Source organism: Microbacterium deminutum (genome assembly GCF_039530205.1).
GTDB classification, from domain to species: domain Bacteria; phylum Actinomycetota; class Actinomycetes; order Actinomycetales; family Microbacteriaceae; genus Microbacterium; species Microbacterium deminutum.
The window spans coordinates 1,042,065-1,063,672 of record NZ_BAAAOG010000001.1 but is presented as its reverse complement, the minus strand read 5'-3'; the positions used below and the strand labels follow the sequence as shown (position 1 = coordinate 1,063,672).

The 21,608-nt window shown below is 69.2% G+C and carries 22 protein-coding genes; 5 read left to right on the top strand and 17 right to left on the bottom strand.

Going from position 1 to position 21,608, the window contains the following annotated elements; translation table 11 throughout:
- The gene (uvrA, locus tag ABD212_RS04795) at positions 1-2,916 is read right to left on the bottom strand and encodes an excinuclease ABC subunit UvrA (RefSeq protein WP_344091736.1); all 2,916 of its coding nucleotides are present in this window, start codon (positions 2,914-2,916) and stop codon (positions 1-3) included.
- Positions 2,917-3,071: 155 nt separating this feature from the next.
- Complete coding sequence (locus tag ABD212_RS04790; RefSeq protein WP_344091733.1) at positions 3,072-3,521, bottom strand: MarR family winged helix-turn-helix transcriptional regulator; 450 nt, start codon at positions 3,519-3,521, stop codon at positions 3,072-3,074.
- Positions 3,522-3,559: 38 nt separating this feature from the next.
- Between ABD212_RS04790 and ABD212_RS04785 the strand changes: the two genes are divergently transcribed.
- Entirely contained in the window at positions 3,560-3,820 is a 261-nt protein-coding gene (locus ABD212_RS04785) for a hypothetical protein (protein ID WP_425561231.1), read from the top strand.
- Positions 3,821-3,879: 59 nt separating this feature from the next.
- On the opposite strand, the gene uvrB is transcribed toward ABD212_RS04785, so the two are convergent.
- A complete protein-coding gene (uvrB, locus tag ABD212_RS04780; protein WP_344091728.1) occupies positions 3,880-5,961 on the bottom strand; it encodes an excinuclease ABC subunit UvrB in 2,082 nt (693 codons plus the stop codon).
- 65 nt (positions 5,962-6,026) lie between these two features.
- On the bottom strand, positions 6,027-6,647 hold the full coding sequence (coaE, locus tag ABD212_RS04775) for a dephospho-CoA kinase (protein ID WP_344091726.1): 621 nt from the start codon (positions 6,645-6,647) through the stop codon (positions 6,027-6,029).
- Between the two features lie 523 nt (positions 6,648-7,170).
- Here coaE and ABD212_RS04770 point away from each other — a divergent pair.
- Positions 7,171-7,974 (top strand): response regulator transcription factor, encoded by an 804-nt coding sequence (locus ABD212_RS04770; protein ID WP_344091724.1) that lies wholly within the window; start codon positions 7,171-7,173, stop codon positions 7,972-7,974.
- An 18-nt stretch (positions 7,975-7,992) separates the two neighbouring features.
- Here ABD212_RS04770 and ABD212_RS04765 read toward each other — a convergent pair whose 3' ends face one another.
- The 6 genes from ABD212_RS04765 to ABD212_RS04740 form a co-directional block, all read right to left on the bottom strand.
- The gene (locus ABD212_RS04765) at positions 7,993-9,159 is read right to left on the bottom strand and encodes a hypothetical protein (protein ID WP_344091722.1); all 1,167 of its coding nucleotides are present in this window, start codon (positions 9,157-9,159) and stop codon (positions 7,993-7,995) included.
- A complete protein-coding gene (locus tag ABD212_RS04760) occupies positions 9,156-10,865 on the bottom strand; it encodes a sensor histidine kinase (RefSeq protein WP_344091720.1) in 1,710 nt (569 codons plus the stop codon). Before ABD212_RS04760 ends, ABD212_RS04765 begins: the two co-directional genes overlap by 4 nt.
- 57 nt (positions 10,866-10,922) lie before the next feature.
- Complete coding sequence (locus ABD212_RS04755) at positions 10,923-11,480, bottom strand: GIY-YIG nuclease family protein (protein ID WP_344091718.1); 558 nt, start codon at positions 11,478-11,480, stop codon at positions 10,923-10,925.
- Between the two features lie 135 nt (positions 11,481-11,615).
- Positions 11,616-13,070, bottom strand: coding sequence for a 30S ribosomal protein S1 (rpsA, locus tag ABD212_RS04750; protein WP_344091716.1), 1,455 nt, complete (start codon positions 13,068-13,070; stop codon positions 11,616-11,618).
- A gap of 208 nt (positions 13,071-13,278) precedes the next feature.
- Positions 13,279-13,968 (bottom strand): PH domain-containing protein, encoded by a 690-nt coding sequence (locus ABD212_RS04745; RefSeq protein WP_344091714.1) that lies wholly within the window; start codon positions 13,966-13,968, stop codon positions 13,279-13,281.
- A complete protein-coding gene (locus ABD212_RS04740) occupies positions 13,965-14,132 on the bottom strand; it encodes a hypothetical protein (protein ID WP_344091711.1) in 168 nt (55 codons plus the stop codon). The genes ABD212_RS04745 and ABD212_RS04740 overlap by 4 nt, the downstream gene beginning before the upstream one ends.
- Positions 14,133-14,316: 184 nt before the next feature.
- Between ABD212_RS04740 and ABD212_RS04735 the strand changes: the two genes are divergently transcribed.
- Positions 14,317-14,610 (top strand): DUF503 domain-containing protein, encoded by a 294-nt coding sequence (locus ABD212_RS04735; protein ID WP_344092450.1) that lies wholly within the window; start codon positions 14,317-14,319, stop codon positions 14,608-14,610.
- A 6-nt stretch (positions 14,611-14,616) separates the two neighbouring features.
- Here the strand turns inward: ABD212_RS04735 and ABD212_RS04730 are convergent, their stop codons facing one another.
- On the bottom strand, positions 14,617-15,144 hold the full coding sequence (locus ABD212_RS04730; RefSeq protein ID WP_344091709.1) for a TetR/AcrR family transcriptional regulator: 528 nt from the start codon (positions 15,142-15,144) through the stop codon (positions 14,617-14,619).
- A gap of 116 nt (positions 15,145-15,260) precedes the next feature.
- Between ABD212_RS04730 and ABD212_RS04725 the strand changes: the two genes are divergently transcribed.
- The gene (locus ABD212_RS04725) at positions 15,261-15,977 is read left to right on the top strand and encodes an MBL fold metallo-hydrolase (protein ID WP_344091707.1); all 717 of its coding nucleotides are present in this window, start codon (positions 15,261-15,263) and stop codon (positions 15,975-15,977) included.
- Between the two features lie 229 nt (positions 15,978-16,206).
- Here ABD212_RS04725 and ABD212_RS04720 read toward each other — a convergent pair whose 3' ends face one another.
- The 3 genes from ABD212_RS04720 to ABD212_RS04710 all read right to left on the bottom strand — a co-directional run bounded on the left by ABD212_RS04720 (position 16,207) and on the right by ABD212_RS04710 (position 18,751).
- Entirely contained in the window at positions 16,207-17,256 is a 1,050-nt protein-coding gene (locus ABD212_RS04720) for a zinc-dependent alcohol dehydrogenase family protein (RefSeq protein ID WP_344091704.1), read from the bottom strand.
- A gap of 112 nt (positions 17,257-17,368) precedes the next feature.
- Positions 17,369-18,031 (bottom strand): SDR family oxidoreductase, encoded by a 663-nt coding sequence (locus ABD212_RS04715; protein ID WP_344091701.1) that lies wholly within the window; start codon positions 18,029-18,031, stop codon positions 17,369-17,371.
- A gap of 222 nt (positions 18,032-18,253) precedes the next feature.
- Positions 18,254-18,751, bottom strand: a complete 498-nt coding sequence (locus ABD212_RS04710; RefSeq protein WP_344091699.1) for a DUF6716 putative glycosyltransferase — start codon at positions 18,749-18,751, stop codon at positions 18,254-18,256.
- 47 nt (positions 18,752-18,798) lie between these two features.
- On the opposite strand from ABD212_RS04710, the gene ABD212_RS04705 reads away from it, so the two are divergent.
- A complete protein-coding gene (locus tag ABD212_RS04705) occupies positions 18,799-19,827 on the top strand; it encodes a serine hydrolase domain-containing protein (RefSeq protein ID WP_344091696.1) in 1,029 nt (342 codons plus the stop codon).
- A 9-nt stretch (positions 19,828-19,836) separates the two neighbouring features.
- Here ABD212_RS04705 and ABD212_RS04700 read toward each other — a convergent pair whose 3' ends face one another.
- Genes ABD212_RS04700 through ABD212_RS04690 form a run of 3 tightly spaced genes read right to left on the bottom strand, consistent with a single transcriptional unit; the run spans position 19,837 to position 21,466 of the window.
- Positions 19,837-20,613, bottom strand: coding sequence for an isocitrate lyase/PEP mutase family protein (locus ABD212_RS04700; protein ID WP_344091694.1), 777 nt, complete (start codon positions 20,611-20,613; stop codon positions 19,837-19,839).
- A 39-nt stretch (positions 20,614-20,652) separates the two neighbouring features.
- Positions 20,653-21,105 (bottom strand): YchJ family protein, encoded by a 453-nt coding sequence (locus tag ABD212_RS04695; protein WP_344091692.1) that lies wholly within the window; start codon positions 21,103-21,105, stop codon positions 20,653-20,655.
- A gap of 1 nt (position 21,106) precedes the next feature.
- Complete coding sequence (locus tag ABD212_RS04690) at positions 21,107-21,466, bottom strand: TraR/DksA family transcriptional regulator (RefSeq protein ID WP_344091689.1); 360 nt, start codon at positions 21,464-21,466, stop codon at positions 21,107-21,109.
- Positions 21,467-21,608: the final 142 nt, after the last annotated feature.

The following is a 21,608-nucleotide window of genomic DNA, read 5'->3' as shown; positions in this document are numbered from 1 at the left end:
TCAGCCGGCCTTGCGTGCATCGACGAGCGCGGCGACCGGGCGATGATGCAGCACCTCCGCGAGGAAGGCGCCGGTGTGGCTGCCCTCGACGCGCGCGACCTGCTCAGGGGTGCCGGTCGCGATGACCCGGCCTCCGCCCGATCCGCCTTCGGGCCCCAGGTCGATGATCCAGTCCGACGACTTGATCACGTCGAGGTTGTGCTCGATCACGATCACCGTGTTGCCCTTGTCCACGAGCCCGTTCAGCACCTCGAGCAGATGCCGCACGTCCTCGAAGTGAAGTCCCGTGGTGGGCTCGTCGAGCACGTAGATGCTCCGGCCGTTGCTGCGACGCTGGAGCTCCGTCGCGAGCTTGACGCGCTGCGCCTCGCCGCCTGAGAGCGTGGTGGCCGACTGGCCGAGCCGGACGTACCCGAGTCCCACGTCCACGAGCGTGCGCAGGTAGCGGTGGATCGCCTGGATGGGCTCGAAGAAGTCCGCGGCATCCTCGATCGACATCTCGAGGACCTCGGCGATGTTCTTGCCCTTGTAGTGCACGGCGAGGGTGTCGCGGTTGTACCGCTTGCCGTGGCAGACCTCGCAGTCGACGTAGACGTCGGGGAGGAAGTTCATCTCGATCTTGATGGTGCCGTCTCCTGCGCACGCCTCGCAGCGGCCGCCCTTCACGTTGAAGCTGAAGCGTCCGGGCTGGTAGCCCCGCGCCTTGGCCTCGGGTGTCTCGCTGAAGAGATTGCGGATGCGGTCGAACACGCCGGTGTAGGTCGCCGGGTTCGAGCGCGGCGTCCGCCCGATGGGCGCCTGATCGACGTGGACCACCTTGTCGAGGTTGTCGAGACCGGTCACACGCGTGTGCTTGCCCGCGACCCGCCGGGCGCCGTTCAGCCGCATCGCCAGGACCTCGTACAGGATGCCGTTCACCAGCGAGGACTTGCCCGAGCCGCTGACTCCCGTCACGGCCGTCATGACGCCGAGAGGGAACTGCACGGTGACGTTCTGCAGGTTGTTCTCGCGGGCGCCCTCGACGACGATCTGACGCTGCTTGTCGATGCGCCGGCGCTTCTTCGGCGTCGCGATCGCGCGCCGGCCTGCCAGATAGTCGCCGGTCAGCGAGGCCTTCTCGGCCAGCAGCTGCGCGTACGGTCCGGAGTGCACCACCTCGCCGCCGTTCTCGCCGGCGCCGGGACCGATGTCGACGACCCAGTCGGCCGAATGGATCGTCTCTTCGTCGTGCTCGACCACGATGAGCGTGTTGCCGAGGTCGCGCAGGGTCAGGAGCGTCTCGATGAGCCGGCGGTTGTCGCGCTGGTGCAGTCCGATCGACGGCTCGTCGAGCACGTACAGCACGCCGGTGAGGCCCGAACCGATCTGGGTCGCCAGCCGGATGCGCTGCGCCTCTCCGCCGGAGAGGGAGCCGGCCGAGCGCGACAGGCTCAGGTAGTTCAATCCGACCTGCAGAAGGAAGTCCAGCCTGACCCGGATCTCGCGCAGCACCTGCGCCGCGATCTTCGCCTCGCGCGGGGTCAGCTGCAGCTGGGCGAAGTACTCCTGCGCGTCGCCGAGACTCAGGCGCGAGGCATCCGCGATCGAATGCCCGTGGACGAGCACCGCGAGCACCTCGGGCTTGAGGCGGTCGCCCTTGCACACCAGGCACGGCACCTCGCGCAGGTACTCCGACCAGCGCTGGCGCTGCGTGTCGGACTCGGCCTGCACGTACTGACGCTCGATGTACGGCACGACGCCCTCGAAGCCCGAGGTGTACCGCATCTCGCGGCCGTAGCGGTTCTTCCAGCGAACCGTCACCTTGTAGTTCTCGCCGCGCAGGACGGCATCCTGCACGTCGACCCGGAGATCGCGCCACGGGGTGTCGAGTGAGAAGTTCAGATCGGCCGCGAGCCCCTCGAGCAGGCGCTCGTAGTACTGGAACAGCCCCTTGCCCTGGGTCGTCCACGGGATCAGCACGCCCTCGCGGATCGACAGCTCGTCGTCGCCCAGCATGAGGTCGACGTCGACCGACATCCGGGTGCCCAGGCCCGAGCAGGTCGGACAGGCCCCGAATGGAGCGTTGAACGAGAACGTGCGCGGCTCGATCTCGGTCAGCTGCAGCGGATGGCCGTTCGGGCACGCGAGCTTCTCGGAGAACGACTGCCAGGCGGCATCCCCGTCTTCGTCCACGAAGTTGACCTGCACGACGCCGCCCGCGAGCCCGAGGGCCGTCTCGACCGAGTCGGTGACGCGGCTCAGGATGTCGGTGCTCGCGACGAGACGGTCGACCACGACGCCGATGTCGTGCTTGTAGGTCTTCTTGAGGACCGGCGGCTCGGCGAGCTGGATCATCTCGCCGTCGACGATCGCGCGGGCGTAGCCCTTGGCACCGAGCTCTTTGAAGAGGTCGACGAACTCGCCCTTCTTCTGCGTGACGACCGGAGCGACGATCTGGTACCGGGTCCGCTCGGGCAGCTCCATGAGCTGATCGGCGATCTGCTGCACGGTCTGGCGCTGGATGACCTCGCCGCACTCCGGGCAGTGCGGCACGCCGATTCGCGCCCACAGCAGGCGCATGTAGTCGTGGATCTCGGTGATCGTGCCGACCGTCGACCGGGGGTTGCGGTTCGTCGACTTCTGGTCGATCGACACCGCGGGGCTGAGGCCCTCGATGAAGTCGACATCCGGCCGGTCGACCTGGCCGAGGAACTGTCGCGCGTAGGCGCTCAGCGACTCGACGTACCGGCGCTGGCCCTCGGCGAAGATGGTATCGAACGCCAGCGAGGACTTCCCGGAGCCCGAGAGGCCGGTGAACACGACGAGCGAATCGCGCGGGATGTCGAGATCGACGTTCTTGAGATTGTGGACGCGGGCTCCCCGGACGCTGAGCTTTCCACTGGTGTTTCCGGGCGCGGCGACGGGGACGATGGGCACCCGTCAAGTCTAGGTGCGGGCTCCGACACTCGGCGGGGCCGGGTGTCCGCATCCCTCCGACGGATGTTCGCCCGCCGCGAAGCCGACGGACGGAAGGCCGGATGCCGCGAAACACGGGGCTCCGCGGCATCCGGGTCTTCAGGCGTTCGCTGGGGTCATCGGGTGCGTGACGCGACCCCGCTGCCGGCGAATCGGACGAGTGCGTCGCGCAGGGCGGCGACCTCTGAGACGTCCATTCCGGTGCGCGCCAGAATCTGCCGAGGCACATCGAGCGCGTCTTCTCGAAGTGCGCGGCCGGTCGCCGTCAGCTCGATGTCCAGCATCCGCTCATCGGCAGCACGGCGTCGACGGCTCACCCGCCCCTGGCCCTCGAGCCGCTTCACGATCGGCGACAGAGTCGCAGGCTCCATCGCAAGCTCCTCGGCGAGTTCGCCGAGCGACCGCGGTGCGCGCTCCCACAGCGCGAGCATGACGAGGTACTGCGGATGCGTGAGCCCCAGGGGCTCGAGCACGGGCCGATAGATGGACACGACGTTGCGCGCCGCCGTCACCACCGCGAAGCACAGCTGGTTCTCGAGCTTCAGCAGGTCTTCCGATCGCTCCATGCCCGCGATTCTATCGTGCGCGAATAGTTAGTACACTAATGATCATGCGACGAATGGATGCCGACACCCCAGCCCCACTCCCCCTGCGCGACCGAGTGCACGCGGCGGGAGGCTGGTACGCGTGGCTCAACATGAAGCTCATCCGTCTGGCAGGTCCTGCAGCCGTCGGTCCGTACGAGATCACTCCCGCGCCGTCGAGCGCCCAGCGCGCAGAGCGCGCTTGCCCGCTCTGCGGTCGCGCCATGACGGAGCACTCGTTCGATCGCTCGGGGCCGAGGCCCCTCATGCACTGCCCGTAAATCGCCCCCGCGCTCGTCCTGCCGACGCTCGGCTTTGCCGCGCTTCGGGGAAGGCGTGCTCAGGCGTGGCCGGCGCGCTCCATGGCGCGAAGGTCCCTCTTCAGGTCCTGCACCTCGTCGCGCAGGCGTGCGGCGAGCTCGAACTTCAGCTCGCCGGCCGCCGCCAGCATCTGGCTGCTGAGATCGACGATCGTCGCCTCCAGCTGATCCGCACCCTCGGCCGCGATGCCCTCCCGCCGCAGCTGCGGGGTGGGCGACTTGCCCTTGCCCGACTTCAGCCTCGCCGAGTCCTTGCGGGAGAGCATCGCGTTCGTGTCGGATGCCTCGCGCGCGAGCACGTCGGTGATGTCCGCGATCTTCTTGCGCAGCGGGGTCGGGTCGATGCCGTTCGCGAGGTTGTAGGCGACCTGCTTCTCGCGACGGCGATCGGTCTCGTAGATCGCGTTGCGCATCGAGTCGGTGACCGTGTCGGCGTACATGTGCACTTCGCCCGAGACGTTGCGCGCTGCGCGGCCGATGGTCTGGATGAGCGAGGTGCCGCTGCGGAGGAAGCCCTCCTTGTCGGCATCCAGGATCGACACCAGCGATACCTCGGGAAGGTCGAGACCCTCGCGCAGCAGATTGATGCCCACCAGGACGTCATAGACGCCCTGGCGCAGCTCGCTGAGGAGCTCCACGCGACGGAGGGTGTCGACATCCGAGTGCAGGTAGCGCACGCGCACGCCGTGCTCGCCGAGGAAGTCGGTGAGCTCCTCGGCCATCTTCTTGGTGAGTGTCGTGACGAGGACGCGCTCGTTGCGCTCGGCTCGGACCCGGATCTCTTCCAGCAGGTCGTCGATCTGGCCCTTCGACGGCTTCACGACGATCTGCGGGTCGATGAGACCTGTCGGGCGGATGATCTGCTCGACCACGCCGTCGGCGATGCCCATCTCATACCGACCGGGCGTCGCCGAGAGGTACACGGTCTGGCCGACGCGGTTCTTGAACTCGTCCCAGCGCAACGGCCGGTTGTCGAGCGCACTCGGCAGCCGGAACCCGTGCTCGACGAGGGTGCGCTTGCGCGAGGCGTCCCCTTCGTACATCGCGCCGATCTGCGGAACCGTCACGTGCGACTCGTCGATCACCATGAGGAAGTCGTCGGGGAAGAAGTCGAGCAGCGTGTGCGGAGCCTCGCCCGGAGCCCGCCCGTCGAGGTGTCGCGAGTAGTTCTCGATGCCCGAGCAGAAGCCGAGCTGCTGGAGCATCTCGAGGTCGAACGACGTCCGCATGCGCAGGCGCTGCGCCTCCAGGAGCTTGTTCTGCGACTCCAGCTCTTTCAGCCGCTCCTCGAGCTCTTCCTCGATGGTGCCGATGGCGCGCTGGACGGTCTCGGTGCCGGCGACGTAATGGGATGCCGGGAAGATGGGCACGGAATCGAGCCGCTGCACGACATCGCCGGTGAGCGGATGGAGCATGTACAGCGCCTCGATCTCGTCGCCGAACAGCTCGATGCGGATGGCGTACTCCTCGTAGATCGGGATGATCTCGATCGTGTCGCCGCGTACCCGGAAGTTGCCGCGTGAGAAGTCGACGTCGTTGCGGTTGTACTGCATCGCGATGAACTTGCGGATGAGCGCATCCCGGTCGTAGACCTCACCCACCTGCAGCGCGACCATCGCCCGCAGGTACTCCTCAGGTGCGCCGAGGCCGTAGATGCACGAGACAGAGCTCACCACGATGACATCGCGGCGACTGAGCAGGGAGTTGGTGGTCGAGTGCCGCAGCCGCTCGACCTCGGCGTTGATCGACGAGTCCTTCTCGATGAAGGTGTCCGTCTGCGGCACGTAGGCCTCGGGCTGGTAGTAGTCGTAGTAGCTCACGAAGTACTCGACCGCGTTGTGCGGCATGAGCTCGCGGAACTCGTTCGCCAGCTGGGCGGCCAGCGTCTTGTTGTGGGCGAGCACGAGCGTCGGACGCTGCACCTGCTCGATGAGCCATGCGGTGGTCGCGGACTTGCCGGTTCCGGTGGCGCCGAGCAGGACGACATCCGTCTCACCCGCGTTGATGCGGGCGGCGAGCTCGGCGATCGCCTGCGGCTGGTCGCCCGACGGCTGGTATTCGCTGACGACTTCGAAGGGGCGTACGGAGCGAGTGGTCTGCACCTATCCAGGGTAGGCGGGGCCGCCGACACGGGGGCGGTGTTCGCTCACGGCCACTGCCTGGGCGGTCAGCGGCCGGCGCGCTGCGCGATGCGGTCGCCCAGCGACTCCCACAGAGCGTCGACCTGACGCTCGGTGTCCGCGAGCGAACCGGTCGTGTCGATGACGACATCCGCCACGGCCAGCCGGGCCTCATCCGGCACCTGGGAGGCGAGGCGTGCCGCGGCCTCCGCCCCCGTCATCCCGCGCAGGCCCACGAGCCGCTGCCGGCGGACATCCGCGGGCGCGTGAGCCACCACGATGAGCTGCCACGGGTCGTCGACACGGGCTTCGACCAGCAGCGGCACGTCGTACACGACCACGGCGCCCGGGTCGGCTGCGAACGCAGCCCCGAACCGCCGCGCTGATTCCGCGCGCACCGCGGGGTGCACGATGGCGTTCAGCCGGCCGACAGCCTCGGGATCGCCGAACACGGCGCCACCCAGCGCTGCGCGGTCGAGCGATCCGTCCGGCAGCAGCATCCGCTCGCCGAACTCCGCCGCGATCGCCGTCAGCACGGGCGAGCCCGGCTGCTGGACGTCGCGGACGATCCGATCGGCATCCACTACGACGGCGCCATGCTCGGCGAGTCGTCGTGCGATGGTGGACTTGCCCGAGGCGATGCCGCCGGTGAGTGCAACGAGGGGCATGCAACGAGGATGCCACGCCCCGGACGGGATGGATGCCGCGGTGCGTGCGCCGCCGGAACTTGGTCCCTCCTGAGGCTGACCTGAGGTTCGCTTGAGGACCTCCGGATAGCGTCATAGGCAACCCGATGGAGGCGGATCCGCGCGAGTGGGTTCCTGGGGAGGTGAAGCGATGGCTCGGGGCCGCGATTGCGCGACGCCGGATCTTCGCGCCACCCGCTCGTCGCATGTCGCCGTCAGGCGGCGCGCTGCGTACCGCCTCCAACTCGGTGAGGTGGCGGCCGTTGGGGAACGGCCGCCACACCTCACCGTCATCCGGGGGATGCGGAATGCGCGATGCGCAAGTCCGGCATTCCGCAGAGTCGCTCGCTCCGGCTTGGTGCGCGGTCCGATTCGTCTGGGGCGTTCGGACCGCCGCCGTGCCGGATCAACCCGTCTTCCGATGGCTCGAAGCGCACTCCGCACCGGCGTCGGTGACTGAGTGCCCGACGCGCAGCGGCTGTTCGAAGCCGCCTTCTGGGATATCATGACCGACGTTCAGGAGCCGGCGATCGACTCGTCGGCACCGGAAGGTGCATCGGTGGATGAAGCGCGCGTCGCTGTCGTGATCGAGGACGAAGAAGACATCAGATCGCTGCTGTCCACGGTCCTCTCGCAAGCCGGTTTCACGGTGCACGGCGCCGCGAACGGCCGGGACGGCCTCGACCTGGTCCGCGAGCACCAGCCTCTCGTCACGACGCTCGACGTCAACATGCCCGGCATGGACGGCTTCGAGACGGCGAAGCAGATCCGCTCGCTGAGCACGACCTACATCGTCATGCTGAGCGCCCGCACCGAGGAGATCGACGCGCTGCAGGGGCTCGAGGCGGGTGCCGACGACTACGTCGCGAAGCCCTTCCGCCCGCGCGAACTGCGGGCGCGGATCGACGCGATGCTCCGGCGCCCGCGGCATCACATCGCCGTGCCTCAGGACCAGGCGCCTGACGGGGCCGAGCCGAGCACGGTCGGCTGGCTGGAGCACCACGGGGTGCGCGTGAATCCCGAGATGCGGATCGTGACCGTCGACGGAGCGGACGTCGAGCTCACCCGGAGCGAGTTCGACATCCTGGCCGATCTGCTCCGGGCCGGTCGACGGGTGCGCGGCAAGTCCGACCTCGCGCTGATGCTGCGCGGTGAGCAGTACACGGGCATCGAGTACGTCAGCGACAGCGATGCGCGGGCGATCGAGGTCCATGTCGCGAACCTCCGCCGCAAGCTGGGCGAGTCGCCTGCGAGCCCACGGTGGATCGAGACCGTTCGCGGTGTGGGGTACCGCCTGACCGCGGGGTGATTGCCGGGGTGGATGCCGCTACTCGTCGTGGCCGATGAGCACCGACGTCTCCACGCTCGTCGCCGCGCGCGCCGCCGCGTCCCGGGCCAGGCGGATGAGCGACGTCGTCTCGTAGCCCGCCGCATCGCTGAGGCCCACTCCGACTCCTACGACGGGGATCACTCCCCCGCCGACCCGGCCGAGATCCTCGAAGAGCCCGCGATAGACGGCGGCGGCCACACGGCGCGCATGGGACGGAGAGTCCACGACCACACCGACGAGCAGACCCGTCGCCCCGTCATCCGCGACCAGGGCGTTCGACGGAGCATGATGCCTGACGCCCATCCGCCAGGTGTCGGCGACGGTACGCGCCACCTCGCTCCCGAACGCCGTCGAGATCTGCTCGAGATCCTCCACGCGGACGGCGATGACGCCCACCAGCTCGGAGCGCCACGTGGCCCTCTCGCAGAGGCTCGCCATCTCGTCGGCGAACGTCTCGGTGTCGATGATGCCGTCTGCCGCGTCGGAGCGGCCGGGAGGCACGAGCACTCCGCGCATGGGGGCCCGCGTCGCCCGCAGCACCGAGGTCACGACCACAGCGACGATCGTGAGCGTCACGGTGAGCATGCTGGTGGCGACCGTGCCGAACGGCCCTTGGAACAGGGCGCTGTCAGGGCCCGAGGTGATGAACGCCGTGGTGCGCGAGATGTAGAAGAGCGATTGCAGGCCGAGCACCAGGGCGAGGACCCAGGCCGTCCGCGAGGCCCGCAGTTCGCCGCGGAGGCACTCCGCGGCACCGATGCCAGCGAACCCCACCAGCGCCAGGAACATCCACAGCGCGCCCGCCCAGTCGCCGCCGGTGGGACCGGCCGCCACCACCGCGACGCCAGCCGCGACGACGGCCCCGGCCACGACCACCGACGGCCACAGCATCCGTCGGCCGTTGAACCGGCGGCAGCCCAGCCACATGCACCCGGCGCTCGAGACGAAGGCCGCGTTGCCCACGGCGACCGCCCACCATGCGGTGGGTGTCTGCGCCCACACGCTGTACGCGAGCGAGGTGAGCATCCCCGAGAGGAATGCCAGGGCCCAGACCTTCCCGGCGCCCTCGTCGCGGCGCAGCAGGGTCTCGGCGATGAACAGGATGCCGCTCACGTTGACGACGAGCGTCGTCATCACGAGCACGCTCGTGAGGTCGAGGGTCAAGGGTGTGTCCCTTCGTCGGGTTCCGATGAGTCGGAGGGAGCGGGGAGCTTCACGATGAAGGTCGATCCGGCGCCGGGTGTGCTGTGCAGCGCCAGATCGCCGCCGTGAGCGCGGACGATGTCGCGGGTGATGGCCAGCCCGAGGCCGGTTCCCGACCTGCGTGGCGAGCCGGCCTGGTAGTAGCGCTGGAAGAGCCGCGAGCGATCGGCTTCGCTGATCCCGACGCCGGTGTCGCGGACGAGGATCCAGCTCGAGGCGCCGTCGGTCGTCGTGCCGAGGAACACGGTGCCTCCGTCGCGGTTGTAGGTGATCGCGTTGGACATCAGGTTGTCGACGACCTGGCGCAGGCGCATCGGATCGGCCGTCACCGGTGCGGCCTCGAGACCTGAGGTGTCGATCAGGATCGCACGGTCGGCCGCGCGCGGCATCAGCGCCTCGGCCGCAGCCCGGACGATGTCACGCGCGTCGAGGTCCTGCGGCATGATCGACGCCTCGACCGACGACGACGACGAGCTCGAGGCCGCGAGGATGTCGGCGACGATCCGCAGCAGTCGCTCGGCGTTGCGCTCGGCGACGTCGAGGTTGGACCGCACGTGGTCGGGGATGCCCGGCTCTTCGATCGCGAGATCGAGGTACCCGAGGATCGACGTGAGGGGCGTCCTGAGCTCATGCGACACGGACGCCACGAGCTCGTCCCTGGCCCGCAGGGCGTCCAGTTCGGTCGTGACGTCTCGTGAGACGACGACGGCGCCCACGTCGTTCCCGGCGCTGTCGGTGAGGCGTCGGGCACTGATGTTCAGCGCCCGCCGGGGCCCGGGATCGACGCCGAACCAGACGACCTCGGCATCGAACGCCTCTCCGCGGAGCGCCCGCTCGAGCGGCAGCTCGTCGTCGGGCAGCGGTGTGACCCCGTCGTCGCGGAACGCCGGGACGTCGGCGTCGTCAGCGTCGGCGTCGGCGTCGGCCCGCACCGCCTGCTGCAGCCGGCCGTGGGCGTCGTTCGTCACGGACACCTGCCCGTCTGCTGCGATCCGGATGACGCCGAAGTCGACCGCGTCGAGCACTTCGGTGACCTCCTGCTCCTGCCGCCGTGTCCGCTCGAGGACGCGCCCCAGCAGCAGCGCCTGCTTCGCGAGAAGGCTGCGCTGGGCATCCGAGCGGCGCGCGTTGAGGTAGCTGGTGGCGGCTACCGCGAGGAGGACGAGCGGCAGCACGAGCGTCGTGTAGGTGAGCTCCGCGGCGATGAGACTGACGAGGACGCTCGCGATGCCGGCGATCGCCACGATGTCGACCAGGAGGCCGAGCAGGCCGAACCCCGAGGCGAGCCACATGATCGGGAAGATCCAGAGCAGGCCGAGGACCGTGTCCGGGGCGGCGAGCTGCATGAGCGTGACCGCGAGGATGTCGATCGCGGGGACCACGGCCACCCAGCCGCCCGCGATCCGGTTCCAGGGGATGACGAAAGTGGCGCCGGTGACCACGAAGGTGATGACGACTCCGCTGAAGAACAGCGAGACGTCGCCGTCGAACGGGCCGAGCGCGATGAGCACGGCCAGCACGAAGACGACCGAGCCGAGCAGTAGCTGATTGAGCGTCGCCGCGCGGTCCCGCGTGCGGTCCACGAAGTCGCTGCGCGGCCACGCGGAGCGCCCGCGAGACGTGCGGGATCGGCCAGGATGCGGGTCCCCCTTGATTGCGACGGTCATACCGTGACGGTAACGGATGCCGCGGCCCCCCGCGCCCCGTCAGACCGTCCCGGCCCGTCAGCGAACAGCGTTGGCCTCGCTGATCCAGCGGGCATGAAGTCGCCACGGGTCGTCGGAGCCCGCAGCGAGGGCGTCGATGTGCGCGCGGAGCGCGTCCGACATCCGGAACCATTCGGTGCTCGCGAAGCGGTCGACCTCGAACTGCATGTGACGCCGGTGCTCCAGCATCCGGTCGCCCCGTTCGAACGCGAGGACCTCTTCGTGCCAGATCGCGGCGAAGCGCTGCCTCGGGTTCGACGTCGTGCCGATCTTCACGCGGTCGCCGTACCGCAGGTAGTAGACGACGTCGACGCGGGGCGGCGCCAGCTCGTCGTCGGGCACGTCGCCGTGGCGCCACTCGCACACGGCGCAGATCCAGCCGGAGCGGAACTGCACGCCGAGCGGCGAGCCGCACAGCCGGCACGGCGACGGCAGCAGGTCGGGCACGCCGTAGGTTCGATCCGCCCAGTCGGATGCCGCGGCCAGGTGCCCTTCGCACAGGGCGACGGGCGAATCCGCAGGCACGGAGCCGCGGCATCCGTCGTCGTCGACGACACATCGGAGCGAAGGGAGCACATCCGGATCGTAGCGACCACGACCGACACCGCGACCGGGCGCGCGGCATCCGTCACCCGGGAACGCCACAGGGCCGGAACCCGAAGGTCCCGGCCCTGTCGAGCGACGGTGCCGCTCAGTCTGTCGAACGGCCGATCAGCGGTTCGAGAGCTTCTCGCGGAGCGCCGCGAGCGCCTCGTCGTCGGCGAGGGTGCCGCTCGAGGCGGTGTCCGACGAGAACGAGCTCGAGGTGCTGCCCGACTCGACCGGAGCGGCGGCCTCGGCCTCGAGGGTCTTGGCGACGGCGGCCTTGTGCGCCTCCCAGCGACCCTGGGCAGCGGCGTACTCCTGCTCCCACTTCTCGCGCTGGCTGTCGAAGCCCTCGAGCCAGGCGTTGGTCTCGGGGTCGAAGCCCTCGGGGTACTTGTACTCGCCGTGCTCGTCGTACTCGGTGACCATGCCGTACAGGGCCGGGTCGAACTCGGTGCCGAAGGGGTCGACCGACTCGTTCGCCTGCTTGAGCGAGAGCGAGATGCGGCGACGCTCGAGGTCGATGTCGATGATCTTGACGAAGACCTCTTCGCCGACCGACACGACCTGCTCGGCGAGCTCGACGTGCTTGCCCGAGAGCTCCGAGATGTGCACGAGGCCCTCGATGCCGTCTGCGACGCGCACGAACGCACCGAACGGGACGAGCTTGGTGACCTTGCCCGGAGCGACCTGGCCGATGGCGTGGGTGCGGGCGAAGACCTGCCACGGGTCCTCCTGCGTCGCCTTCAGCGACAGCGAGACGCGCTCGCGGTCGAGGTCCACCTCGAGGATCTCGACGGTGACCTCCTGGCCGACCTCGACGACCTCGGATGCGTGCTCGATGTGCTTCCACGAGAGCTCGGAGACGTGCACGAGGCCGTCCACGCCGCCCAGGTCGACGAACGCGCCGAAGTTGACGATCGACGAGACCGTGCCCTTGCGGACCTGGCCCTTGTGGAGGTTGTTGAGGAACGTGGTGCGCGACTCGGACTGCGTCTGCTCGAGCAGGGCGCGGCGCGACAGCACGACGTTGTTGCGGTTCTTGTCGAGTTCGAGGATCTTGGCCTCGATCTCCTGACCCAGGTACGGCGTGAGGTCGCGGACGCGGCGCAGCTCGATGAGCGAGGCGGGCAGGAAGCCGCGAAGGCCGATGTCGACGATGAGTCCACCCTTGACGACCTCGATCACGGAGCCGGTGACGACACCGTCGTTCTCCTTGATCTTCTCGACGTCGCCCCAGGCGCGCTCGTACTGCGCGCGCTTCTTGGAGAGGATGAGGCGGCCTTCCTTGTCCTCCTTCTGGAGAACGAGCGCCTCGACGGCGTCGCCGACCTTGACGACCTCGTTGGGGTCGACGTCGTGCTTGATGGAGAGCTCGCGCGAGGGGATGACGCCCTCGGTCTTGTAGCCGACGTCGAGGAGCACCTCGTCGCGGTCGATCTTCACGACGGTGCCTTCGATGAGGTCTCCGTCGTTGAAGAACTTCAGGGTCTTCTCGACCGCGGCCAGGAAGTCCTCAGCAGATCCGATGTCGTTGATGGCGACCTGCTTGGTGGCCGGGGCGGTCGTTGCGATAGTCATGTAGTGGGTTGTCCTTGTTGGGTTGGGGTGTCGGGCTTCGGCCTCGCGGTGTCGATCTGAGCCTGGGGGCGCAGACAGCAGCCTCGAGCCGAAGCGAAGCGGATTTCTTGCGATGCCACGGAGACGTGCTTGTAGAAGCCACAATCGTGACAGTCCAGAGTATCAGAACGCGCAGGCCGGCCGCAGTGTTCCCCACCCCCGAGCGGGCTCAGCGGGGCAGGTCGAACGGTGCGGTGCTGGTGCGGTCGGGGTCGAACGGGGGCAGCGGGGGCCTCGGCGGACGGGGAGGGATCGAGCGGCGCGCTTCGGACCACGCCTCGTCCCGCCGCTCGTCACTCGTCCGTGACGACGTGGCGGCATCCGGTGTCTGCTTTGTCGACGCGAACGGCTGCTGCGAGCTGAACCCGCGGAGACCGGACTGCTGGATGACGCGCTGGATCGTGAGCCCGCGCTCATCCGGGTCGCCGACGAAGCGGATCTCGCGCAGCCCCTGCTCCTGCGCCGCCGACTCGAAGATGAAGTGCCCGTAGCAGAAGATGCGGCCGATGACGGGCTTGTGCACCGAGATGTCGAGGATGCGCGACAGCGGCATGGTGGCGATGTTCTGGGCCAGGATGCCGTTCACCCGGAACACCCGCATGTTCGTGATGACGAACCGGTCCATCCTGCGCTCGAGGATCCGCCAGCTCGCGTGGATCACCACCGCACCGCCCAGGACCACCGGGAGCCACCAGGCCTGCACCGGTACGAAGAACGCCAGGAGCATCACGATCAGGCCGCCGAAGAGCTCGAAGATCGCGCCCACGACCGCGGCCCAATGCTTGCGCACTTCGTCGATGACGACCTCGCCGTGATCCGAGATCAGATGCCTGGTGATCCGCGGATCGAACACGCTCACCCGCCGACGAGGGCGCCGAAGAACTGGGTGACCGCGACGCCCGCGCCCCACACGGCGCCGGCCGCGCCCTGGACCGCGTTCGCGGCATCCTGCGGGCGGGTGACGAGGTAGAAGACGGCGAAGGCGATGACGAGCCCGATGATGATGCGCTTGACGAGCTTCACTGTCAGGGGGTCCCTTTCGAATCGGCGAAACGGCGCGATCCCCCCCGGGAGCGCATCTGCTGCTTTTCTACCGTATGAGGCGGGTCTCGGCGTGCGCGTGCATCGGCGCGTCGCGGTGCCCACCCGCGATTTCCGCGCCTAGGGGGCATGCGCAGTCTCATCGGCTGCTGGCATGCTCGAGTGGATGTGGATCGGGTGGATCGAGTTCGATCTCCTGCTCGGCGACGTGCAGTCGCTGAAGGAGAAGCGCGCCGTCGTGCGTCCCCTCGTCGCCGACCTCAGCCGGCGCACCGAGGCCGCTGTCGCCGAGGTCGCGTGGCACGACCTGCACCGCCGCGCCGGCATCGGGGTGAGCGTGGTGGCGTCGGGGTCGTCGCATGTGCGCGACGTGCTCGACCGCGCGGAGCGGACAGTGCTGGACCACCCCGAGATCACCGTGCTTTCCGCGCGCCGCGGTCTGCACTCGAGCGAAGACTGAGCGCGCTCAGCCGCCGCGCAGGCCGATCTCCAGACGTTCCAGACCGAAGTCGAAGGCATGGTCGACGTCGCCCCCGAGGCGGAAGGCTCCCGCCAGCTCCATGTTGATGAACCCGGTCGCCCAGGCGGTGATGAGACGAGCGGCTTCGAGCGCCTCGCCCTGTCCGACGAGTTCGCGACCGAGACTGAGCACGGTCGCACTGACACGATCGAGCGACTCCACGGCGCCTTCGACCGAGAACAGCAGGCGGAAGGCCTCCGGGCGTGCCAGCGCGAACGCGCGATAGGCGTGTCCGAGCGCCGCCAGCGTCCCGTCGGATGCCTCCAGGCGCTCCGACAGATCGTCCGCGGTGGCCCGGGCGACCAGCAGCAGCAGCGCGTCACGGTCGCGAACGCGCTTGTACAGCGACGGAGCGCGCACTCCGACGCGGTCGGCCACCGCCTGCATGGTGAGGCGAGAGGACCCCCCCTGCTCGATGAGGTCGCGCCCGGCGGCGACGATCTCGTCCAGCGAGGTGCGATCCGGTGTCGGCATGGCGACTCCTTCGATGTCACTGACGATGGCTATTGACCTAAGCTATCATAGCTAGGTATCGTAGCCATCAACACATCCGTCACGCGGGTCTGCGACATCCCCGAACAGGAGCAATCATGAACCTCGGACCGCACCTTCACCGCATCGGCAACGACATCGTCGCGGCGTACCTCGTCGACCTCCCCGACGGGATCACCGTGATCGATGCCGGGCTCCCCGGTCACTGGCATGACCTCCGCGCGGAGCTCGCGGCGATGGGCAGATCGGTCGACGACATCCGCGGTCTGATTCTCACGCACGGCGACAGCGACCATCTCGGGTTCGCCGAGCGACTTCGCCGCGACCACGGAGTGCCCGTCTACGTCCACGCCGCCGACGCCGACCGCGCGAGAGGCGGCGAGAAGCCGAAGAACGAGATCGGTCCCAAGCGCATCGGACCGATGCTGGGCTTCTTCGCCTACGCGCTGCGCAAAGGCGGAATGCGCACGACCTACGTCACGGAGGTCATCGACGTGGCCGATGGCGATGTGCTGCCACTGCCAGGCGCTCCGAGGATCATCGGGATGCCGGGCCATTCGCCGGGAAGCATCGCGATCCACGTGCCGCTGGCTGAGGCGGTCTTCGTCGGCGACGCACTCACCACCCGCCACGTGCTGACCGGGCGCACCGGCGGCCAGCCCGCGCCGTTCACCGACGAGCCTTCGCTCGCGCTCGAGTCGCTCGCGCGGATCGAGGACATCGATGCCTCATGGGTGCTCCCCGGACACGGGACGCCGTGGCACGGCTCGCCGCGCGATCTCGTCGCCGCCGTCAGGAGCGCCGCCGCCGAATGAGACGCATGGCGATGTCGGAGCCCTCCGCCACACTGGTCCAGCCCGCCACTGGGGAGTGCGGGCAGCGCGACGCCGGTCTCGGCCGGGGGATTGATCGGCGTCGCGCACCACGCCCGTCGGGCACATCCGAGACGTCAAAGCGGGCGCGGACGCCGCACTCAGCAAGGAGGAACGCTTATCGGCGCTGCACGACGACGGCCTGGAGCCGGACCGAGTCGCCGCGGGTCCGCTATGGCCGCAGCAGCACCTTCGTCGCCCGGCGCTCATCCATCGCCGCGTAAGCCTCCGCCGCCTCGCCGAGCGGCAGCACCAGATCGAAGACCAGTCCGGGCTTGATCGCGCCGGAGCGCACGTCGGGCAGCAGTTCCTCGATGTAGCCGCGCACCGGTGCCACTCCACCGTTGACGCCCACATTCCGGTTGAACATCTGCCGGATGGGAAGCTCGGGCCCGCCATTGGGCACCCCGACGTATCCCACCATCCCGCCGGGGCGGGTGGAGCGCAGCGCCTGGTCCATCGACTCCTTGGTGCCCACGCATTCCAGTACGCGATCGGCGCCGATGCCGCCGGTGAGCTCCCGGACGCTCGCGATGCCGGCATCCCCTCGCTCCTCGACGATGTGCGTGGCGCCGAATTCGCGCGCCAGCGCCTGGCGCTGCGGATGCCGGGACATCGCGATGATCATGGTGGCACCGAGTCGCTTCGCGGCGATGATCGCGCACAGGCCCACGGCGCCGTCGCCCACGACGACCACGGAGTCCCCGACGCCCACTCCTGCGGAAAGCGCGGCGTGGTGCCCGGTGCCCATCACATCGCTCAGTGTCAGCAGACCCGGGATCTCGTCGTCCGAGACCGGACCCGGCACGACCACGAGCGTTCCGTCCGCGAGCGGGACGCGCACGCGCTCGCCCTGGCCGCCGTCGGCGAAGCCGCCCACCTTGTCGTCGCCGCCCCACCAGCCGCCTTTGAGACACGAGGTGCTCACCCCGTTGCGGCAGTTCGCACACGTGTTGTCGCAGACGTAGAAGGGGGCGATGACGAAGTCGCCGACTGCGACCTGGTGCACGTCGGGGCCGATTGCATCCACCACGCCGACGAACTCGTGGCCGATCCGATGGGGCTCGTGCGTCGCGGTGACTCCGCGATATGGCCACAGGTCCGAGCCGCACACGCAGGCGGCGACGACGCGGACGATGGCGTCCGCCCCGGTGGACAGGGTGGGATCGCGGACTTCTTCGACCCGGATGTCGTGAGGGGCATGGATGACGGTGGCACGCATAGGTCGAGCCTACGGGTCGGCATCGGGGTTCGGCGGGCGAGACCACTGATGCCGGCGACGGTAACCCGGTCAGCCGAGACCCTGGCGCCTCGGCCGCGCAGCGCGGCGGCGGTCAGTCACCCGCCCGGCGGCCGATCGAGAGCGCCTCCGCGATCTCGACATCGCCGGCACCGAACCGGATTGTGCGACCGATGGTGGAATCATCGGCGAGCACCGCAGCGATGACGGCCGCGACATCCGCTCGCGACACCTCCGCGCGGCCCGGCACGTCCAGTGCGATCCGGCCCACAGGCGGATCGAAGGTGAGCATCCCCGGGCAGAGGATCGTCCAGTCCAGGTCGCCGGCGCGCAGGTACTCGTCCGCGGCGAGCTTCGCGTCGGCGTACGGGAAGAACGACGACTCGGGGTCCACGCCATGGTCGGGGACCGACCCTATCCACGAGATCATCACGTAGCGTCGAACGCCTGCGGCGGCTGCGGCATCCATCGTCCTGATGGCCGCGTCGCGGTCGATCGCGTAGGTGCGCTTCGGATCCCCGCCGCCTGCTCCCGCGGACCACACGACGGCGTCGTGCCCGGTGATCAGGTCCGTGAAACGGTCGAGACCCGACTCTTCGACATCCGCGACCACGAATGTCGCACCGGTCGCGCCGACCTCAGCCCCGTGCTCGGGATTGCGGATGACGGCGGTGACCGCGTGACCTCCGGAGACGAGCAGCGGCTCGAGCAGCAGCGCGACCCTGCCGTGTCCGCCGAAGATGACGATGCGCGACATGGCGGCTCCCTCCGTGGACGTCCCTCCACGCTACTCGCGCGGTGCGCCGTCGCGTGGGTGTCGCTCGAGCAGTCCTGGGCGCTCTCAGATCTCGCCGAGCGCGCCCGCCGGGACATCGGCGCCGCCCGCCGCGCTCGCCACGGGCACACCCTGCCGCTCGAGCAACGACTGCGGAAGCAGTATGCGGCCGATTGGCCCACCGAAGACCCGTGCCACCCGCTGTCACGAACGGATGGCCAAGCGGATCGGCCACCCGACCGCCATCGCCGCGACGCCGGCGAGCGAACGATCCTTGCGTCCGAGGACCATCTTGCGCTCGAAGACGTCCCGCGCCTGACCACCCCTGCGAGCGAGAGGCGGCTTGGGCGGCAGCCGCCCCGCGCGGCGCCGCGCGACCAGTGACTCCAGCCGCTCCAACCACGCATCCATCGATGGATCGTGGAAGTAGTCGTCGGCGAGCCAGGCGGCATCCGGATGTCGGAAATCACGCGCGACGACCGCCGACTCGCCCGCCAGCAGACCACTGCCGACGAACACAGGGTTGATCAGCTCGTCCGAGATGCCGAACGTGTGCCGACATCCGCCCGACCATTTCCTTCGCGTTCCGCGACGACCGCCTGTCCGTCTCCTCACGCTGAAGCGCCCCGGTGAACGACGAGAACGGCCGAGGTTGCCGTCCGAGGACAATACGGGGAACCGTTCATGACCCGGCCGAGGCATCCCATCCCTCCTGGTGGCGGTATCAGGCCCGCCGTAACGTGGACGCCATGGCCGGAATCGACGCGTCTGCACTCGCCACGGCTCTGGATGCACGCGCCCGAGCAGACCGGCTGAGCGGCGTCGTGTCACTGGACCTGGACGGTGAGCCGCTGTTCGCGGCGGCCTACGGTCTGGCCGACCGGGCCCACGGCATCCCGAACGCCGTGGACACCCGATTCGGGATGGCGAGCGCGAGCAAGGGCTTCACGGCCGCGGCGGTGATCTCGCTCATCGATGACGGCACGCTTCGGCTCGAGACCCCGGTGCGAGACATCCTGAACGCCGACCTGCCTTCGGTCGACAAGGCGGTGACGGTCGAGCACCTGCTCAGCCACACCTCCGGCATCGGCGACTACCTCGACGAGGAGGCCGACTGGGAGGTCGACGACTACGTCCTCAGCGTGCCGGTGCACGAACTCGCCGAGACCGAGCAGTTCGTGCGCGCCATCGACGGACACCCGCAGAAGTTCGCGCCAGGCGAGCGTTTCTCGTACTGCAACGGCGGCTACATCGTCCTGGCGATCGTCGCCGAACGAGCGAGCGGGATGCCGTTCCACGACCTGGTGGCGGAACGCGTCCTCACCCGTGCGGGCATGTCGCGCACGGCGTATCTGCGGCTCGACGAGCTGCCGGGCGATGCGGCGCAGGGCTACCTGCACGAAGACCCGGAGTCGCTGCGCACGAACGTGCTCCACCTGCCGGTTCGCGGCAACGGCGACGGCGGGGCGTTCACGACCGTCGCGGATCTCAGCCGGTTCTGGCGGGGACTGATCGACGGTGGGATCGTCCCTCCGTCCCGAGTGGCCGAGATGATCCGCCCGCGCAGCACGGTCGAGTCCGAGCGCATGCGGTACGGCATGGGCGTGTGGCTCGACCTCGACGGGCCAGGACTGGTGCTCGTCGGCTACGACGCCGGCGTGTCGATCTACTCCAGATTCGATCCGGAGACCCGCATGACCGTGACGGTCGTCGCGAACACGCCCGAGGGTGTCTGGGGGGTCACGCGGACGCTTCGCGAAGAGCTCGCGAAGGCCTGACCCGCCCGCTCAGTTCAGACTGCGGATCGTCGACGGCACGACGCCGTCGGCGTAGAGATCGATGGCGAGGTCCTGCAGCGCCGTGAGCGCGAGCCGCTGCGTGGTGGGGCCATAGGAGATGCGCGCCACGCCCAGCGCTTCGTACTCGGCTGCGCGGAGGTTTCCCGGTATCCCGATGACGCTCACCTTGCGCTCGCCGATCCCTTCCACGAGCCGACGCGCGGTGCCGGCATCCAATCTGCCCGGCACGAACACGAGGTTCGCACCGGCGTCAAGATACGCGCGGCCGCGCTCGATCGCGTCGGCGAGGGATTCCTCGATCGGACGATCGCCGCCGCGGATCATCGCGTCGGTGCGGGCATTGAGGACGAACGGCACGCCTTCGGATTCTCCCGCCGCGATGACCGCCTCCACTGCGGCTACCGACTCGGCGAGCGGCTTCAGCCGGTCTTCGACATTCGCGCCGACGATGCCGACGCCGATCGCACGGCGGACCGTCTCGCCCGCGTTGCCGTATCCCGCGTCGAGATCGGCCGACACCGGCAGGTCGACGGCTTCGACGATGCGCCCGACCATGTCGAGCATCAGCTCGAGCGGGATCTTCTCGCCGTCGCCGTAGCCGAAGGTCGCGGCGATCGAGTGCCCGGCAGTCGCGATCGCCCGCGACTCCGGCAACGCGGCGACTGCTTTTGCAGAGACCACGTCCCACACGTTCGGCAGGCGGAGGATCTCGGGCGCGGCGTGAAGCCGTGCAAGGGTCTGGGCTTTCTCGACCTGGGTGCTCATCCGTCCACGCTATCGTCAGCCGTGACCAGCGCACGCCGATCACGACGGGCCGGTCTTCGAGACCGCTCCGTCGAGGTACCACCACCGCCCGCTCTGGCGGACGAAGCGACTCCGCTCCGCCAGCACGCCGGTCGCGTCGCCGTCTCGCCAGTGCGCCCGGAACTCCACGGCCCCGCGGCGGTCGCCGTCGACGCCCGCCTCGACGTCGGTGATCTCGAGTCCGGACCACCGCAGGGACGGGTCCAGGTCGAGCGCCTCGGGTCGCGTGCCGGGATGCCAGGTCTCCCTGAGATATCGAGCGTCGCCGACCACGAAGGCGGTGTATCGCGAGCGCATCAGCCGCTCGGCCGAGGGAGCGGCTTCGTCGCCGCGCAGCAGGGGCGCGCAGCATCCGTCGAATCGCTCGCCGCTGCCGCAGGGGCACTGCTGCTCGTCCCGGAGAGCGAGGAACCCGCCGGTCGAGCCACCGGACACCGCCGCGCCGAACGCCACGTCAGCCGCCCGCCTTCTCTGCGCACGATACGCACCGAGCCGCCGCAGGCCGGGCGCGCAGTCTCTCGATCGGGATGCCGCGCCCGCAGTCCACGCAGACGCCGTATGCTCCGGCATCCCAGCGCGATCCGGCCTCGTCGAGATCAGCCAGCTCCTGAGCCACCGCGCGGCGGAGCCCGGCAAGGTGCGCCCACTCGGCGGACAGCGTGACGCCCTCGGGATCGTGCTCGTCGTCGGCGACATCCGCCCCCCGGTCGCGCCGCAGCTGAGCGATGGCAGCATCCAGAGCCCGCGCGCGGGTGCGCGTCGCGGTGTGCAGTTCGCGGAGTCGGATGCCGAGATCGGCCTGAGGGTTCACCATCGGCTTCGAGCGTACGTGCCTGGACCGACAGCGGCTCTCGGCCGGTGCACCAGAGTCTCACAGCCGGTATGGGGTCGGACGGCGGGGCGCTCGCAGGTCTCGGTGGCATCCTGGACAGATCTTCGCGAAGCACCGGCCGGGA